The following is a 17,162-nucleotide window of genomic DNA, read 5'->3' as shown; positions in this document are numbered from 1 at the left end:
TAAACTTTCCACAAATACGGTCACAGTTCATTCACATCATAGAGACTTTCTATTTGCAGACTTTTTACTTGTTCCACACTTATTTAATCACAACAACGTTAATCATGATGTCCGTGTTCATGATCCTCTTTCACCTGCTGCACTTGTTTACCTGTCAGGTCAATAGACTCTGTCGTAGTCGCATTGAATGCAGAGAGTTGAACATCCAGACTAGCAGCCAACGTATGGGAAGCTCCTTGCTCATCCTGACCCACAAACGTAAGATCTAACTGCTGGTGCTGAAGCGCATTGGCTGGAGTGATATCAGCATTCAGACGGATGCTTTGAATCTGTACGCCGTTCGTCATATCAATGGCTTGAAAATCAAACAGGTTCTGCTGAATAAGATCTTCTGGATCTTTCGAATCTACAGCAGTGTCTTTACTGGACTCATGATCCTTCTCTTCTGAAAGATTCTTGAACAAAACTGGGGCTAAAGCCTGCATCACTGCCGGAATTTGCGCATTATCAAGCTGCAGCGAGATATGCTTGGCACCGTCTTTATCGGTGGTAGATGTGAACTCATTCTTCAAATTACCGATCAAAGCATCCATGATTGTCTCTTCTTGGCTACTTAACCAAACGGCTTCCTTGGGTTCTGTTCCTGATTCCTGATCCTTCTTATCCTTTACATCCTGCTTTACGTAATAGATATCGGAAGCATCACTCTTCCAGACCTGTCCGTCAGGCTGACTATAGAGGCTAAGTACATGGGAACCTTGTGACCCGCTAATCTTTACAGCCCCACTAACGGCTTCATTCGCCAAGTTTGCTTTTAAGCTTCCTTGTGCCTGACTAAGAACACTGCCGTTATCTTTAAGTATCGCATCAGCTTGTACGGTAATACTCTGCATGTTCTCTGCAGTATTCTTAAGTGCCGCTTTATAATCCTCATACCCAGAGGTTCCCGCAAACGCCGTCAGTCCGGTAGCCAGCATGATAACCCCGCTAATCCCTGCTGCCCCTCCTGTGAGTAACCATTTCTTCTTCATTCTTTTTCCTTCCCTTCATTACTTATTTAGTCTTGCATATTAAGCTTAGGTGCAATTCCTAAATTCGTTGTGAAGAGTCTATTAAATAAATCTTAACTACGATACATTTGGAAGCTTCTCGATTACTCTGTTTCTGTGAATAAATAATCGGGCAGGGGATAGTAAGTAGACAACACTAATCAATCCAAACAAACAGGCACTGACTTGAAATGGCAGCAATTGATTCCCTGAGCTTCCCAGCCAGCCTCCAATTAGCGGACCAATAACCACCCCTAAACCTTCTATAGAAAACAATAAGCCCCAGCTGATCCCTACGGAATCTTCGGGAATGTAACTGGCCATTAAAGCATTCCAAGAGGGAAGTAAAGCAGCATAAGCACATCCCAGCAGAAGCGAGAGTCCAATGGCGGCGGAGAAGGAATTAATAGAAGTTAAGCCGAACAAGGCAACCGCAAATACGCCGAACCCAATCACAAGGAACCATTTACCTCCAACTTGATCAAACCATTTTCCCATGGGCACAAGAAATAGAACTACACCTGCTCCTCCCATAAATAACACGATCGACAGCTGAGAATGGGACAGACCTAAATGAGAAATAGCAAAGCTGGTTAGAAAAGGGACCAGTATCCCGCCCGCTGTAGTCTGCAGCAGCATGCCCGGGACGAGAAATCCCCCTTTCTTCACTTTGTTCCATAGAGATACAAACTGCTCGCCTACGGATATATTCACACGCTGCACCGAGACCTTGTTCATCTTCACAAGACCTACCATGATCCAGCCCGCTACAAAAAATAATCCAATGACAGCAAGGGACAGTGACAGTCCACCACCCATTAATAAATTCATCATTACGGGACCCAGACCTAGACCAGCCATCCAGTATACGTACAAGGTTCCCATCTGCTGTGCTCGTTTTTCCTCTGATACCTGGCTCATACATAGGATCCAGATCGGTGAGAATCCAGCCCCCAAGCAAGCAGAGGCTACAATAAGCATCCATGGACTATGCGTTGTCACCATCATTAACAGTCCTACGAGCCCAAGAAAGAAGCCTCCATGAAGCACGGTACGCCCAGGATATCTATCCAAGAGATAGCCAATGAAGCTTTTGATCAAGCTGTCCGTTAAATAGTGTACGGAGACCGCAATGCCAACTACTGACGTTGTAAGCCCCCAGCTCGTCAATATATAAGTGGGTAAGAACGTGATTAGGACAGCACCTCTTATCCATTCTATAAAAAAGAGAATTATTGCAAGGCGGGTAAACGTCTGCTGTTGCCTTTCTTTCTTCCTAATAATATCCATGAATCGTCTTCGCCTGCCCTTCAACAAGCATGGATTTTACTGCGGGAACAGAGGACTGACGCAATTTAATAGCCTCTAAGGCTTCGGTAACAATAGCATCCGAGGCTGATTTCCGCGAAAAGACCCTCATATGCTGTTCCCTTTCCTCTCTGTACGCCATATGCTCCAATCGCTGAAGCTGCTCTATTAACTGCTCCTCATTTCGTGCGATCTCTATCAAATGGTGCCCAGATAACCATTCTGCATTGCCTGCCTCCTGACCGGGGAGTGGTCGATAGACGATAACTGGAAGTGCTAGAGCCATCGCCTCAGTCAAGGTAATCCCGCCTGCTTTGGTCAATAGACAGGAAGCTATGCACATCAGCTCCTGCATTTCTTCCGTATAGCCCAAAATGTGAACACGAGGGTTCTCTTGAAAAAGCTCCACCGTAGCTGTTCGAAGCTTATGATTATTCCCGCATAATACAATGACATCGAAGCTTGATTGAAGCAGTACTCTTTTTATTAAACTGCTAATATCACTTAATACGCCGTAAGCCCCTGCTGCTAGTAATAGATATTGGCGATCTCCATGTAACCCATGTTTGCGTAAAAGTGCTCCACGATCCTGAGTCTGTTCAAAAGCCTCGCGAATAGGGATCCCGCTGACCACAAGCTTCTCTTCAGCAATCCCTGCTGCCATCAGAGTCGCCTTCATGCTTTCTGAAGCGATAAAATATTTCGTCGTTTGTGGGTGAAGCCACCTGCCATGAACTACATAATCCGTCATAACCGTGAATAGAGGCATCCGACCTCCTGTTGTTGATGCTAGCTCAGCTGCAGCCAAATAAGGAAAGGTATGAATAATAATATCCGGCTGTATCACGTCGATGATCCTTTGTACTTTTCGTTTGCCCATAGAATGGATGAGTCTACCCATGAACTGCTCTGGCCTCATCTTACTCGTCATTGTGTACAAGAATCCATAAAATTCTTGGGTATACCCTGTGTTGTTCAAATAGAATCTTCGGGATAGCTCATTCAAGGTAGGATGAACTGCAGCGAATAGATCCAAGGTGGTAATCCGGCTAATGCCCTGACGTCGAAATGAATGTTCGATGGCCTCGGCTACTTTCATATGCCCGTCTCCAAATGCCGAAGTAACAATAAGTACTTTAGGATCTGTGTTCATGACAAAGCTCCTTTTCTCATGGCCTCCTTTAACTCTAACTCTGAATCGTAAACGGATAGTGATGGGAGTCTTAACTGAGTATTAATTTCAATATTTTCTAAAGTGCTACCTCGTCTTTCTTTGTCTTGGTTAAATAGATCACTAACCCGAGAATAATAACAATAAAAATAATACTTGTTCCTGTCGTGCCCAGTTCCAACCCGCCTTCACTCCGGTCCTGTGAAAGATAGTCACCCAGTGATGCTCCTAATGGCCGAGTCAGAATATATGCAAGCCAGAAGGCAGTTACTGCATTTAGCTTAAAGCGATAGTAAGCGAGTGTTATCGCGCCTATCAGAGCGGCAAAAATAATTGCTGAGAGCAGGTATCCCCAGTTCAGACTTTCTGCAACTAAATCTCCAGCGGCTGTGCCTAAGGCAAAGGTAAATAGAATGGTTAGCCAGTAAAACATCTCGCGCTTTTTGGTAGTAATCGAATGGATAGATAACGTCCTCTCACTGGCATACCAGACTCCAAAGATCAGGCTTAAGAGGATAGAAAAAACTATAGTGGTCGCCTCCAGTGATACGCCAAGATTGTCCACCAGATTGTCAGTGATGAGCGTACCCACGACACTGATTAATACAACAGCAAGCCAGTAAAGAGCAGGTACATATTTTGATGCTGACATCTGGAAGTATAGTGCTGCAATCAGCAGTCCACTCATCACCAAGGTTGTATTAGATAACCCCCAAAAGAGGTTGAAATTAAGAAAATCCGCAGCAGTTTCTCCAACAGTGGTCGCCATAATCTTAATGATCCAGAAAAAAACAGTCACCTGTGGCACCTTATTCCATACATTCCGATCTTCCGATAATAATGAACTGGTTTCCTTCACCAATCATTTCCCCTTCCTTTAGCAACACAATTGATACTCCGAGAAGTAAAAGTAGCGCTCAAGCTAAACCTCTTTCCGATCAAAGAAGAAATAGCCCACTGATAGAAATAACAATAATCCTGAAAGTAAGAACAAGGTAGTTGTGGCAAGCCTGCCTGCGGAAATTGCATGACTTAACCATAGAGAGTACCCATTCGTATAAGAAATTATAGAAAAGGAAGAGAATCCACTTATAAAGTAAGGCACAGCCTTACCTCCGGCGAAGACAAAGATCGAGAACATTAGAAACCCACCTGTGCTGCGAAAAAATTGAGCGATGAACACAAACAAGGCTGCCAGTGAACACATCGAGAGAAATGCTGCTGTATAAGCTTTTATCAAGCTAATAATACCTACGTTCCCCATATGGATAGTTCCAAACAGAATATTACATAACGTGCTCACTATCCCTAATAGAAACAGTAGTCCTCCGATCGCAAGCCCTAGCGCAAGGAACTTAGCGGTGTACGCTCCCAATCGCGTAATCGGTTTGAGTAACGTCAGCTTTAAGGTACGAGAGGACACCTCTTGTGGAAATAGCTCAGAGATCTCTAAGAACATAAACAATGGAATTAAGAATGTTGTGCAGATTCCCAGCACCTGGACTGGATACGTGGAACCAACAGCCACAATGCCCAGAATAGGGTGAAGCGCCTGAAATAATAACATCAATAATAGTGGAATAAAGGCAGAAACAATAAAGAACATTAGGGTCTTTTTGCGGTAAATCATCAGTAGAAGCTCATTTTTAATTCCCGCTCTTAATCCCTCCATTCTCAAGCACCTCCTTTCCTTTCTTTAGCTCCGTAATGTAAAACTCCTCAAGGGATAAGCTGTCGGTCAGTAGCTCCTGTACTTCCCCCTCACGAATCAGAACACCTTGATTCAGAATCCCTACTCTATTACATAGCTGTTCCAATTCATGAATCATATGGCTGGAGATGAAAAAGGTAATTCCCTGATTAGCAGAAAGCTCTTTAACTAAAGCACGAAAATGAACAACCCCCTCAATGTCCAGCCCGTTAGTCGGCTCATCCCAAATCACTAGCTCTGGGTGATGGATGATAGAGGCAGACATGGCGAGCTTTTGCTTCATTCCTGTAGAGAAATGTCTGATTTTTTCTTTGGAGAACAAGGCGAGACCTACCGCCTCTAATACCTCGGTGATCCGTTCTGGACGAATATTCGGATAAAAGCTGGCTGTCAGCTTCAAATATTGTACAGGTGTAAGATAGTCGTAGAAATCAGCCGATTCGATCATACAGCCTACTTTCCTCATACTAGATGAATAGGATGAACCCAGATCTTGCCCGAACAGTGAGATACTGCCGAAGCTGGGTGAAATCAGACCCGTTATTACTTTTAAGAGTGTTGTTTTCCCTGCACCATTCGGTCCAAGTAATCCGTAGATATCCCCCTTTCGAAGCTCCAAAGAAACCCCGCTAATCCCGCTGCCATTACGAAATTCTTTGGTCACTCCTGTTAGCTTGATTATGCTCTCCATCTCAGTTCCCCCTTTACTTCAATTCTTGTCCTCCATTTAACAACTCCATTTCCCTGCAATATTAGACTAAGCCGTAAATCTAAAATGCCCGTGAACAGACCCTTAAATAATTCTTAACTCCTTGTATTTTTACAAGCTTAAACGCCTTTGGCGTCCTTTTAAGGACGGTAAGCGTTTATGCGGAAATATAAGGATAAAATATAGCGTGAAACTTATACTTTCTTATAATTAAAAAAAGAAATGTCCCAGAAGCCATTAAAATGGCTAACTGAGACACCTCAAGTAGTTGGGTCAGAATAGACGTGATCGCTGGAGTGGTTCTAAACATGAAAGCGATAGCCGGCACCCCAAAGGGTTTCGATATAGAGTGGATTTGCAGAGTCCTCCTCAATTTTCTCGCGGAGCTTACGGATATGGACCGTCACTGTCTGCGTGTCACCCAGAGAATCAATCCCCCATAATCGCTCAAAGAGCTGATCTTTACTGAACACGCGATTGGGATGCAGCGCCAAGAAATACAGCAGATCAAATTCCTTGGTCGTTAAGCTTACCTCCTCATCTCTTACAAAGGCACGTCTAGAATCAGGATTTAAACGCAGCCCCTTGATTTCCAATTCGTTAGTTGAGGAACCACGTCCCTTCAGCCGATCATAACGCGAAAGATGTGCTTTCACTCTGGCAACAAGCTCGGCTGGCTTAAATGGTTTTGTGATATAATCATCTGCGCCAAGGCCCAGCCCACGAATAATATCAATATCCTCTAGTCTGGCGGTGACCATAAGAACCGGAATATCCAGCTCCTCACGAATTTTCTTGCAGACCTCAAATCCATTCAACTTGGGTAGCATCACATCCAGCACGATCAGATCAAATTTTCCTGTTAAGCCCATCTCCAAGCCTTTTTCTCCATCCTTTGCAATTTCCGTCTGATACCCGCTCATCTCCAAATAATCACGTTGCAGCTCAGCAATAACAGGCTCGTCTTCAACAATCAGTATGCTTCGGTTCATCTCTGATGTCTCCTTTCACAATCGGCAAGGCAATATATATAATAGTTCCTATTCCTTCCGTGCTATTCGCATAAATCGTTCCCCCATGCCCAGTGATAATCTGTTTAGCAATCGCCAGACCTAATCCACTTCCGCCAGTATGTGTGTTTCTGGACTGCTCCCCACGGTAGAAGCGTTCAAAAATATGCTCCGTTGCTTCTGGAGGAATTCCTGGTCCATTGTCTTCAATAGCCAGAATAAACTGTGTTTCTTCCTGCCAGCTGTGTACTGTGATTTTCTTTTCAAGCTTATCCATGTATTTGAGACTGTTTTGAATAATGTTGCCAAGAACGCGCTTAAAGGAATCACGATCTACAGAGACCCATACTTCCTCGCCACCTGTCATTTCTATGTTAAGGGCGACCTCTTGCTTCTCCAGCTCTACCTTTAGTTCCTCTGCCCAATCATTTAAGAAGGGTATAATTCTTACGGACTCAAAAGAAAATGGCAGCTTTTGCATATCCAGCTTGGAGTATAGAAACAATTCATTAATTAGATGATCCATTTCTCCAGCCTTGGCAGCAATCGTTCGCATATATTTTTCATTTTTTTCCGGAGAATCCGCTATCCCTTCCAAAATTCCATCCACATATCCTTTAATGGCAGTGATCGGTGTCTTCAAATCATGTGAAATGTTGGTGATTAGCTCCTTCCGGTTCGTCTCATATTGCTGCTGTACAAGAATAGACTGTTGAAGCCTGTGTCTCATTTCCTCAAAAGCCATCCCTAGCTGGCCCAGCTCATCTTTACCACTAATCTCCACCTGAAAATCCAAATCCCCTTCGGTGACTCGTTTTGTCGCTTTACGAAGTTCCAGCAAGGGACGGATTATCCGTCTGGACATATATTTTGTCAGCAATGTATGTGTCAGCACCAGAATAACCAACGTAATCAAAAACAGCGTCGGAAAGAACGTTCGCACAAATTGGACAAGAGGATCGATTGGCGTCAGAAAAAATATACTTACTGGCTTGGCATCCTTGGATAACAGATCAAACTGGCCTACTTGATACCATTCATTATTAAATTGCTGTCTAATAGGTTCTATATGCGATCTGTCTCCTTTGTATCCAGGCAAATGATCGGTTAATCCTTGTTTAAGCTTCAGATCCTCTGAAGCATACAGGATCTGGTCCTCCGAACGAATATAGACAGACGTATTTCTCTTGGTCATATCAGCGGATAATTCATTCAGGAAAGCAGTATCTGTAAGTAAATCTGTATTTTGCAAAAAAGTATGTTTAATAAGATTGCGGATATCGTTCTCTTCCATTCCTTCAAATTTACTTTCATACGTGCTCTTTAAGCTCTGCACATCCCCATGATAGACAATGCTCATTAACATAGCCGTAATGATAAGGAGAAGAAGTGGAACTACAAGCATAGCCGCATAGGATAGAAGAAATTTCCAACGTATAGACATAATGCAATACTCACCCTACCTCTTCTTGTTTCTTGATGAGCTTATCGTACGATATCTCCGTACTAACCACCATATGAGCAGGAGAAGCACAATACCGCAAATGGTATAACTAATCGGACGTATATATTGTTCTACAATACTCCAATTGTCTCCTAATCGGTAACCTAGATAGATTAACGCCAGATTCCATGGAATACAGCCCAACGCTGTAAATACAATGAATTTCCATGCCTTCATTCCAGCAATTCCTGCGGGTAGTGAAATAAATGTTCGGATAAAGGGTAACATACGTGTGAAAAACACAGTACTCTCACCATAACGGTCGAACCATCGCTCGGATTGCTCCAGATGATGCTCATTCAGGAGAATATACTTACCGTATTTCTCTAATAACCGCCTACCTCCGGCTTTCCCAATATAGTAAGCAATGATGGAACCTATTAGATTTCCAAATATCCCAGCGACAGCAACTTCCATAAAAGTAAGTGAGCCTTGCGCAACCAGCCAACCGCCGCTGAGCATTATCACTTCACTGGGAATCGGGATACAGGCACTCTCTAGGATCATCCCTAACCATATGCCCCAAATTCCCATCGTATTGACAAGGTGGAGCGCAGTTTCAGATATCCAAGTTAATAATTGATGCATGAGTGTTCACTCCGCTTCATAAATTTTACTATTCCTTAAGAATGTAACGCTATAATTGAACTAAAAGTCGGGGGAAGTACCATAATGAAAAAATTACAATCACCTAAGTTTTTATATGGTCTATTCGTAATAGCTATTATACTGCTGATGATTCCCAAATTCTCTTATAATGATCCTGATACTTTCTGGCACATAGAGCTAGGACAATATATGATAGAGCACGGACAAATCCTGCATCATGCCATACATACTTTTTATGGAGATAAGCTGCCTTATGTCCCTCATGAATTCGGATTCCAACTACTCGTTGCTCCGCTTTATGCTGCATTTGGATGGCCAGGGGTGTATATTTTGACCGCTGTTTGTTTGTTCTTTTTAGTACTCGGTTTGCTTCGGTTAGGGAAAGTGTCCCGCAAAGAGCTAGGACTTCAACAAGACCATGTGCTGATGCTCCCTTTTGTACTGCTAATTACCTGCTGGATTTACTACAATTATTTCAAGGGTCGTCCGCAGATGATCTCCTCGTTTATGATTGTCTGGTTCTTCGTTTATTTACGGGAATACCAGATGACAGCTCATAAGAAATACGCCGCTGCAATGGTTGCACTTTCTATAGCTATCGCCAACTTTCATGCAGGGGTATGGCTTGTAACAGCTGTATTTACAGGAATGGCTCTGCTAGAATCCTTGATTAATAAAACGCTCCATTGGCGTAAAATCACAGTCTTTGTTCTAGTCTGGTTAGCTGGTCTTCTAAATCCCGGAGGTGCAAAAAGCCTCTTATTTATTTTGACTGTTACGAAAAAGAACTTTAACCTGCTGATCAACGAATGGCAGCCTATTCAGTTCAATAGCTTGGAGAATTTACCCATTCTACTCTTGCTTCTGTTCTTTGCCTGTACGCTTCCTTTCGCACTCCAACGTAAACCATTCCGCTTCTTTCTCATGCTTGGGATTCTCTATCTCGGCGTATCGAACTTCAAGCAGAACCTGTTTATGTGGCTATTTGTTCCTTATTTTGCGGCCGTGTTCTTTGATGCGCTTCCTTACTTCCGTAAACCCGTTGTTCTGTTCCGTCAAAGCACCTTACGACTATGGCTTGCGATAGGACTACTCCTAAATATTGTGTATATATTCTTTGTACCCCCTGTTATTGATGCAAATAATTATCCTGTGAATGAAATGAACTATATTATGCAGCATACCCCTGAAGGTACTCGTCCAAAGGTTCTTGCCCGCTATGGTTCATCCGGGTATGTGATGTTTCGAGGTGGAGATGTGCTGTGTGATGGCAGACAGGACCCCTTCGTTACGCAGGCTTCACTTGGTACATTGGGCTGGACTGCTTTTGAGCGTTCCATGTACGGGTTCTCTGAGTATCTTCCTGAAATTGTAGACTATGATCATCCCGATTATGTAATTACCGGCAATGGAGTCTCACATAAGCTTTTTAATGAATGGTCACAAAAATTCGGGCAGCCCGTATATACAGGGACCTATGGAAGTGTCTTCTCGTTCATCAAATCTACGGAGTAACTCATTTACGAATCACATATCCGAGGCCGCGCATCGTCTGCACAATGCTTGGTTGTCCCACCTCATCAATTTTACTCCTAAGGTAGCTGATATACACGTCGACTACCTTAATATCCACCTCGGAATCATATCCCCATACGGTTTCGAGCAGCATCTCCCGGGTCATTACTCTGCCCCTATTCTCCATTAGCACTAATAGTATTTCGAATTCCCGTTTCGTTAAATTAACAAATATTTTCTTCTTTCTCAGCGCTCGGCCGTCAATGTCCATCTCCAAATCGCGAAATATTAGCATCCGTCCTGTGTTAAAAGTACCTGCCCTTCTTAACAGTGATCTCATTCGTGCCAGCAGCTCTTCCATAGCGAATGGTTTCAGAATGTAATCATCCGCTCCGCTATCCAGACCTCTGACTTTATCCGCGAGCCCCGCTTCTTCTGCAAGGATTATGATTGGTGTTTGTTTAGTTTCCCTTATTCTTTTGCACATCTCTGCGCCACTAAGGCCTTGAACCATTACATCCAATAAAATTATATCCCACTCTTCTTCTCGAGCTAATTGCAGACCTTGAAGTCCGTCGTGCGTAACAGTGATGGAGTACGATTCATGTGACAACTTCAGTTCCATACATTTAGCTGAACTCTGCTTTTCTTCTATCAATAGTATTTTGTTCATAGGCTTCCTCTCCATGTATGACATTTATCAAAGCTTTATGTCTGAGGTTGTATTGCCATTCTACTCGCTATCTATTAAATATTTATTAACTCCTTCTATCGGGGACCCGCTTAAAGCGCACAAAAAAACGATGACCTATGGCAAATAGCCAACAGTCATCGTTCTTGTACGCTTACTATGATTCAATACTACCTCTCGTGCATAATAACCCCTTTAGAAACACGCAGTTTTGGATATTCGCCCATGATTTCCGGTATATCTTTCAGCGAAAACTGATGGCTAATCAACGACTCAATCTGAACGATCCCCTTTTCAATTAACGCAATCGATTCCTCATGGGTATATGGATTAATGAACGAGCCCATGATGTTCAACTCTTTTGTAAAAATTTCGAATGGTGAGACTTGAATCAACGTGTCCGGGGAAGCAACACCAAACATTAATACTTGTCCACCCTTACGTGATGCCTTAACCGCCAGCTCCATGGAATCCGCCCGGCCGACACATTCGATGACAATGTCAAATTGATGATGGAGAGCTTCCATCACACCTTCTGCTGTAGGAGATACGGCTTCATCCGCGCCTAATTCGACTAATCGGTCATGTTTGAACACCTCTGGCTCACTGACAATAATCCCTTTAACACCCGCAGCTTTGACGAGCTGCAAGAACAATTGACCAATAAAACCTCCGCCGATAATCAGGACTTGATGTGACGGACGAATATCCAGCTTCTTATAACCGTGAAGCACACAACCTAGAGGTTCAATCATTGCTCCTTCGATCCAGCTCATTTCATCAGGTAGCAAGTAACAGTTCGCTACAGGAACAACACAATACTCGCCCATGCCACCGTCACGAGTCACCCCAACAGCCTGCAAGTTATCGCATAAATGTACCTTTCCATTCCGGCAAAAATAACAGTTTCCACAATAGATGTTCGGATCAACCGATACACGGTCCCCCACTTGCAAGGTCGTAACCTCATCACCCACAGCCACTATTTCGCCCGCAAGCTCATGTCCTAACACAATCGGAGCTGTCACTTCAGCAGACCCTGGGTATCCATGATAAATATGCTGATCTGTACCACAGATCCCGCAGCATTTCACACGAAGTTTAACTTCTTTGGAGCCCACAGCCGGAGCTTCCCAGTTCTTAAATTCAATGTGCTTAGTTCCTTGAAATACAGCCGCCTTCATCTTAACTCATCTCCTTAAATCCAAGTTTTTGTTAACCCGCATCATTCATTGCCGTTACACGTAAAGTCTCCCAAGGCAGTGCCCCGGCATCCACATGATGCACACGAACTGTCTTCTCCTCACCCGGAATCAGATCAAAGAAATTATCGTCCATGATCACCCAAGGTGCATCCAGTTCGATCATCACCATCCGGGCAACGCGATCTGAGATCAAGTGGATATGTCCTTTCGCTTCATCCACGGAGATCTGAACATGTGCGGGTTGATAATCCATATCCTTATAGTCTCTTAAATAGAGTACATAATCTTCTGTTACCCGTTTCTTCGAACGAAGTACGACCACAACCTCGCCAGCGCTATGTTGCTGCAGTACCTCAGCTTCAGTTAACTTGGCAAAATTAACTTTACTGTTCGAATCAACGGTAACATCGAATGTACGCTGATATACAATTGTACCATCCATCCGATAGATCGTTAATTCCGCCTCATCCTGATAAGCTTCGCAGCGATCATTGAGAGCCCATAACTGCAGCAGTCCATTCGGATCATGATCCACACATAAGAGTACCGGTGCAAAGAATTTACGCGCATAGTGGTAGCTCGCCTTTGGTAAACCATAATAATCGATAACAGACCAGCTTGTTCCCGGCCAGCAATCATTGAACTGCCAGAATAAAGCCCCGCTTGTATCCGGCTTATTACGGCGGTAATGCTCAATCCCATACCTCAATCCCTCTGCCTGGGTCAGCATGGAGAATTGAATATATTCATTGATATCCTTCGGAACGCCTGTATAACCTTCCATGAGCATAATGCCCTTAGGATAATGGACATCTTTATTACGATACTTCATTTCATCGCTATCCCAATAGAACTGATTGTCCGGCATGTTCTTTGCTAAGGTGTAACGATTGGAAGCGGCATGCAGCCCGAATTCACTGGCAAATTTCGTGAAGTCTGACTTGAATCGTTTGAACGATATCCCTTCAACACTATAATCCTGTGTCTGCGGTTCACCAAACTGACGCGGCTCATTATTCCCATGCCAGACTTGCCAGTTATGAGTATCACCCACATCACGTGAATTGTGATCATTGCCGCCAAAAGGCGAGCTAGGCCAAAACGTTCGCGATGGATCAAGTTGCTCTAGTACTGCGGGCATGAGCTCATGATAAATTTTTTCTCCATAAAAGGGATGTGTGATCTCGCCGTTAGAGGACAGTGCCTCATACAACCAATCATTCTCGTTATTCCCACACCATAGAGCAAGGCTCGTACGACTCCGAAGACGTTTTACGACCTGCTCAATTTCGCGGTGAACATTATTCATAAAATTACGATTGTAATCTGGATACAACGCACAAGCGAACATGAAGTCCTGCCAGATTAAAATTCCTAACCGATCACATTCATCAAAGAAAATATCCCGCTCATAAATGCCTCCACCCCAAGCGCGAATCATATTCATATTGGCATCCTTGGCCATCTGAAGCAGATGTGTATAGCGGCTGTCTGGCACGGTCGCAATAAAGCTATCAATAGGGATCCAATTTGCACCTTTAGCAAAAACCTTAACCCCGTTCAATACAAAAGTGAAAGCATGGTGCCCTTCTTCATCCAGCTGCATCAACTCGATCTTTCGAATCCCAAATGGCTGCTCATAGGTATCTATTTGCTCCCCATCAGCAAATAACGTAACGCGTAGATGATATAAGAAAGGTGTTCCTAGATCATGGGTCCACCATAAGTTCGGATCCGTCACTTGCAAGGTAACTGAATGATGAAGCGTACGCGCTGTAATCGCACCGTCAACTGTAATCCCTCCAATCTTATCCAAAGAGACATGTTCTTCCGCAACACGCTCTGTACCTTCTAAAAGTTCCACACGCGCCGTATACGAACATCCGCGATCAAAGGCATGTGCGCATAAATCCACATCAACAACACCCACTTGACCCTCTACCGAAGTTGTTCGAGCAAACACATGATCTAAATGTGCATGACGGTGTTTAATCAAATGCACCTCTTTCCAAATGCCTGCACAGACCAGACGCGGACCCCAGTCCCATCCAAAATGACTCTGCGCTTTACGTGTCCAGATCCGTTTCTTACTAAAGCCTGACCAATAATATTGGACCTTAGCACCTGCATGTACATGAATAGGATCAAATTTTACGGCAAGCGTATTTTTCCCTTTATTTAATTCACGGGTTACATCAAATGAATGGCTAATGAACATATTATCTGTTGATCCAAGCTCCACACCGTTGAGATATACGGTTGCATAGGTATCTAACCCTTCGAATAATAGCTCCATCTTCTCACCAGGTTTAAGATCAGAATCGTAAGAAAAGACCGTACGATACCACCATACCTTTTCTTCAATCCAACGACATTTCTGATCTTGGTGGCCAAAGAAAGGATCATCTATAATGCCTTTCTCCCGAAGCGTCGTATGGATGTCACCGGGCACTGAGGTGGTCATCCAGAAATAATCAATAAACTCTGGCGATGCAACTTCAAGATCCCGGGCTTCCCCTACATGAAAATCACGAAGTTTCCAGTTTTCAGTTAATTTAATGTTCATTCTCTTCATCCTCTCTCCCAAATTAAAACGCCAAAACCACTTCGGTTTTGACGTTTTATTGTTATACGTATATCAAGCTATCTAAAATTTCTTGTACACTAAGTTCTGCGCAAGCCATTGATGTATCCGCGACTCCGTAATACATTTTTACAACATCGTCTTCCACGAGTGCACCGCAAGAGAATACAACATCGCCGAAGAATCCATTCTTCTCATAATCCGCTTCCGGCTCCATGATAGGAGCATTGGAACGTGCAATCACCTTCGAGGGATCATTGAGATCTAATAGGACTGCCCCCATGCAATAACGGTGTTCCAGCGTGGCCCCATGATACAGCTCCAACCAGCCTTTATCAGTCTTGAATGGAACCGCACCGCCGCCAATCCGGCCGCTATCCCACATCCCCTCACGCAAACCGATCAGGTGCTTATGGTTACCCCAATATAATAAGTTGTCCGATTCTGCGATCCATATTTCCGGATCTCCCGTGCTTTTCGTTGTTGGACGGTGCAATGCATAATATTTGCCGTTAATTTTCTCCGGGAAAATCAATACATCTTTATTATCCGGCCCAAAGATCATGCCGTGGTGATTTACATTCACGAAATCTCTAGTGGATACCAGCGATTCTCCAACGCCCACAGGGGAGACTGCCGAGAAATAAATATAATAGGTATCCCCAATTCGGGTTACCCGAGGATCTTCTACCCCGAAGGTCTCCAGTGAATTGGAAGGGTACACAAATGGCTTCTCATCCACCGTAAAATGATGTCCATCCTTACTTCGAGCGATTCGGATATAAGATAATGAAGTCAAGTACTGAAATGTAGCACTAGCGGATTTATTTTTGATCACACGCGGATCAGAGAAGTCGAAGCGCTCATCATCTGTATCCAGATCCAAAATATCCAATTCATTGGTCTCCGGATTATAAATCGGAGCTTTCACAATTTTTGGATCCTTGCTAATTGGGCGTTCTGCTACACGGAGAAACATTAATATTTCACCATTATAGCTAGCAATACCGGCATTAAATGCACCAATCACTTCAAAGTCATCGTGATACGGCTTAACGTCCGCCGGTGTAATAAGTGGATTTTGTTCATAACGATAGATTTTCATGTTGTAATAACTCCCTTAACCAAATGGATTTCATGTTTACAAAATTTCAAATTGAGAAAATGGATCAGGGATTGTCGCACGTTGTGCTTCCGCATCGCTGATTCCTGCATATATGTTAGCTGTACCGTCTTCATGACGTACGAGCCCGCCGCTGAATACAACATCCTCCAAATCAGGCCGTTTCGTGGCACCTGGCAAGAACTGATTGCGTACAGCGATTAATTGAATATCTGAATATTCACCCGTTGCCGGATCGATAGCGAATACCATCGGGTAATAGTGACGATCGCCCGCATCATCAAAAGAAGCGATATGCCCAAGAACACCGAGCAGTCCGTTCTTTAGCAAGTGTGCTTCATTCGCACCGCCCCACTCTTCATCAACAAACTGTCCATCCAATAACGGTGTTTCTTCGATCAATGGAATGGATAACGCTTCTAACGATGCAATGCGGGTAAAGCCGATTTTACCGCGTCCTCCTTTATCTCCTTGAGGGCGGGTCAGTACTCCGATGCTATCTTTCAGATCCACTAGGCGCAGATCTTTCATGCCATCCGGTCCTTTAAAGAATGGTTCTAAGCTCGCGATGTTCTTCCCGCGGTAGAATACTGTACGCCACATTAAGGCATCAGCCTTTACCGGATGTGGATAAATTTGAACGCCGCCAACTATCAATTCGCCATTAATTTTCGTAAAAAAAGGATCTTGAAGTTCAAGGGTAGGCGCTCCTTCACAGGGTACCCATTGTCCATCACGTTCGACAAAAAAGACGACATCGGAATGCTCGCTGTCACGGGATTCAACCCGACCCGCGATCACCCACTCACCCTCATCTTGGAATGGAGCTGTAATATTGTAGACATCTTTATGATCTACACCTGTGAATGTTAACTTCTGTGTATTGGTTACGGATACGTCCTTCATCGCGTATTCCATAAGCAGTTGTTCACATGTCTTCACAGCATTCTTGAGCAGTTTCATAATAATAAAA

15 protein-coding genes are annotated in these 17,162 nt (G+C 43.8%); 1 reads left to right on the top strand and 14 read right to left on the bottom strand.

Annotated features, from left to right (window positions below; genetic code table 11):
• Nucleotides 1–98: 98 nt before the first annotated feature.
• The 9 genes from CA598_RS14485 to CA598_RS14445 form a co-directional block, all read right to left on the bottom strand.
• On the bottom strand, nt 99–1,031 hold the full coding sequence (locus CA598_RS14485) for a hypothetical protein (RefSeq protein WP_094876950.1): 933 nt from the start codon (nt 1,029–1,031) through the stop codon (nt 99–101).
• Nucleotides 1,032–1,127: 96 nt separating this feature from the next.
• Nucleotides 1,128–2,339, bottom strand: coding sequence for an MFS transporter (locus tag CA598_RS14480; protein WP_094876949.1), 1,212 nt, complete (start codon nt 2,337–2,339; stop codon nt 1,128–1,130).
• On the bottom strand, nt 2,326–3,510 hold the full coding sequence (locus CA598_RS14475; RefSeq protein WP_094876948.1) for an MGDG synthase family glycosyltransferase: 1,185 nt from the start codon (nt 3,508–3,510) through the stop codon (nt 2,326–2,328). Before CA598_RS14475 ends, CA598_RS14480 begins: the two co-directional genes overlap by 14 nt.
• Before the next feature lie 97 nt (nt 3,511–3,607).
• Nucleotides 3,608–4,390: a COG4705 family protein gene (locus CA598_RS14470; protein WP_373455827.1), complete on the bottom strand. Its 783-nt coding sequence runs from the start codon at nt 4,388–4,390 to the stop codon at nt 3,608–3,610.
• A 60-nt stretch (nt 4,391–4,450) separates the two neighbouring features.
• Complete coding sequence (locus tag CA598_RS14465; protein ID WP_094872893.1) at nt 4,451–5,200, bottom strand: ABC transporter permease; 750 nt, start codon at nt 5,198–5,200, stop codon at nt 4,451–4,453.
• On the bottom strand, nt 5,175–5,930 hold the full coding sequence (locus tag CA598_RS14460; RefSeq protein ID WP_094876947.1) for an ABC transporter ATP-binding protein: 756 nt from the start codon (nt 5,928–5,930) through the stop codon (nt 5,175–5,177). The genes CA598_RS14465 and CA598_RS14460 overlap by 26 nt, the downstream gene beginning before the upstream one ends.
• 320 nt (nt 5,931–6,250) lie before the next feature.
• On the bottom strand, nt 6,251–6,940 hold the full coding sequence (locus CA598_RS14455) for a response regulator transcription factor (RefSeq protein ID WP_094869456.1): 690 nt from the start codon (nt 6,938–6,940) through the stop codon (nt 6,251–6,253).
• Nucleotides 6,915–8,402 (bottom strand): sensor histidine kinase, encoded by a 1,488-nt coding sequence (locus CA598_RS14450; RefSeq protein WP_094876946.1) that lies wholly within the window; start codon nt 8,400–8,402, stop codon nt 6,915–6,917. Before CA598_RS14450 ends, CA598_RS14455 begins: the two co-directional genes overlap by 26 nt.
• A 15-nt stretch (nt 8,403–8,417) precedes the next feature.
• Nucleotides 8,418–9,050, bottom strand: a complete 633-nt coding sequence (locus CA598_RS14445; protein WP_094876945.1) for a DedA family protein — start codon at nt 9,048–9,050, stop codon at nt 8,418–8,420.
• Nucleotides 9,051–9,134: 84 nt separating this feature from the next.
• On the opposite strand from CA598_RS14445, the gene CA598_RS14440 reads away from it, so the two are divergent.
• Nucleotides 9,135–10,586 carry a hypothetical protein gene (locus CA598_RS14440; protein WP_094869459.1) on the top strand — a complete coding sequence of 484 codons (1,452 nt, stop codon included), beginning with the start codon at nt 9,135–9,137 and terminating at the stop codon, nt 10,584–10,586.
• Nucleotide 10,587: 1 nt separating this feature from the next.
• Here CA598_RS14440 and CA598_RS14435 read toward each other — a convergent pair whose 3' ends face one another.
• The 5 genes from CA598_RS14435 to CA598_RS14415 form a co-directional block, all read right to left on the bottom strand.
• On the bottom strand, nt 10,588–11,259 hold the full coding sequence (locus tag CA598_RS14435; protein WP_094876944.1) for a response regulator transcription factor: 672 nt from the start codon (nt 11,257–11,259) through the stop codon (nt 10,588–10,590).
• 188 nt (nt 11,260–11,447) lie between these two features.
• Entirely contained in the window at nt 11,448–12,461 is a 1,014-nt protein-coding gene (locus tag CA598_RS14430) for a zinc-dependent alcohol dehydrogenase family protein (protein ID WP_094869461.1), read from the bottom strand.
• A gap of 31 nt (nt 12,462–12,492) precedes the next feature.
• Complete coding sequence (locus CA598_RS14425; RefSeq protein WP_094876954.1) at nt 12,493–15,042, bottom strand: beta-mannosidase; 2,550 nt, start codon at nt 15,040–15,042, stop codon at nt 12,493–12,495.
• Nucleotides 15,043–15,109: 67 nt separating this feature from the next.
• Nucleotides 15,110–16,171 carry a BtaManbiosPhlase gene (locus CA598_RS14420; RefSeq protein ID WP_094876943.1) on the bottom strand — a complete coding sequence of 354 codons (1,062 nt, stop codon included), beginning with the start codon at nt 16,169–16,171 and terminating at the stop codon, nt 15,110–15,112.
• 36 nt (nt 16,172–16,207) lie between these two features.
• Nucleotides 16,208–17,152: an MTP-1 family protein gene (locus CA598_RS14415; RefSeq protein ID WP_094876942.1), complete on the bottom strand. Its 945-nt coding sequence runs from the start codon at nt 17,150–17,152 to the stop codon at nt 16,208–16,210.
• Nucleotides 17,153–17,162 lie beyond the last annotated feature (10 nt).

It is taken from the genome of Paenibacillus sp. VTT E-133291, from assembly GCF_002264395.1.
Lineage (GTDB): Bacteria > Bacillota > Bacilli > Paenibacillales > Paenibacillaceae > Paenibacillus_AQ > Paenibacillus_AQ nitricinens.
Note: the sequence above shows the minus strand (reverse complement) of the source record. Positions and strands in the feature narration are given on the sequence as shown.

Excerpts from the sequence above, each read along its gene's own strand:
- CA598_RS14480 (WP_094876949.1), bottom strand. The coding sequence starts at position 2,339 with ATGGATATTATTAGGAAGAAAGAAAGGCAACAGCAGACGTTTACCCGC.
- CA598_RS14450 (WP_094876946.1), bottom strand. The coding sequence starts at position 8,402 with ATGTCTATACGTTGGAAATTTCTTCTATCCTATGCGGCTATGCTTGTA.
- CA598_RS14420 (WP_094876943.1), bottom strand. The coding sequence starts at position 16,171 with ATGAAAATCTATCGTTATGAACAAAATCCACTTATTACACCGGCGGAC.
- CA598_RS14440 (WP_094869459.1), top strand. The coding sequence starts at position 9,135 with ATGAAAAAATTACAATCACCTAAGTTTTTATATGGTCTATTCGTAATA.
- CA598_RS14430 (WP_094869461.1), bottom strand. The coding sequence starts at position 12,461 with ATGAAGGCGGCTGTATTTCAAGGAACTAAGCACATTGAATTTAAGAAC.
- CA598_RS14465 (WP_094872893.1), bottom strand. The coding sequence starts at position 5,200 with ATGGAGGGATTAAGAGCGGGAATTAAAAATGAGCTTCTACTGATGATT.
- CA598_RS14415 (WP_094876942.1), bottom strand. The coding sequence starts at position 17,152 with ATGAAACTGCTCAAGAATGCTGTGAAGACATGTGAACAACTGCTTATG.
- CA598_RS14445 (WP_094876945.1), bottom strand. The coding sequence starts at position 9,050 with ATGCATCAATTATTAACTTGGATATCTGAAACTGCGCTCCACCTTGTC.
- CA598_RS14485 (WP_094876950.1), bottom strand. The coding sequence starts at position 1,031 with ATGAAGAAGAAATGGTTACTCACAGGAGGGGCAGCAGGGATTAGCGGG.
- CA598_RS14460 (WP_094876947.1), bottom strand. The coding sequence starts at position 5,930 with ATGGAGAGCATAATCAAGCTAACAGGAGTGACCAAAGAATTTCGTAAT.
- CA598_RS14475 (WP_094876948.1), bottom strand. The coding sequence starts at position 3,510 with ATGAACACAGATCCTAAAGTACTTATTGTTACTTCGGCATTTGGAGAC.
- CA598_RS14435 (WP_094876944.1), bottom strand. The coding sequence starts at position 11,259 with ATGAACAAAATACTATTGATAGAAGAAAAGCAGAGTTCAGCTAAATGT.
- CA598_RS14455 (WP_094869456.1), bottom strand. The coding sequence starts at position 6,940 with ATGAACCGAAGCATACTGATTGTTGAAGACGAGCCTGTTATTGCTGAG.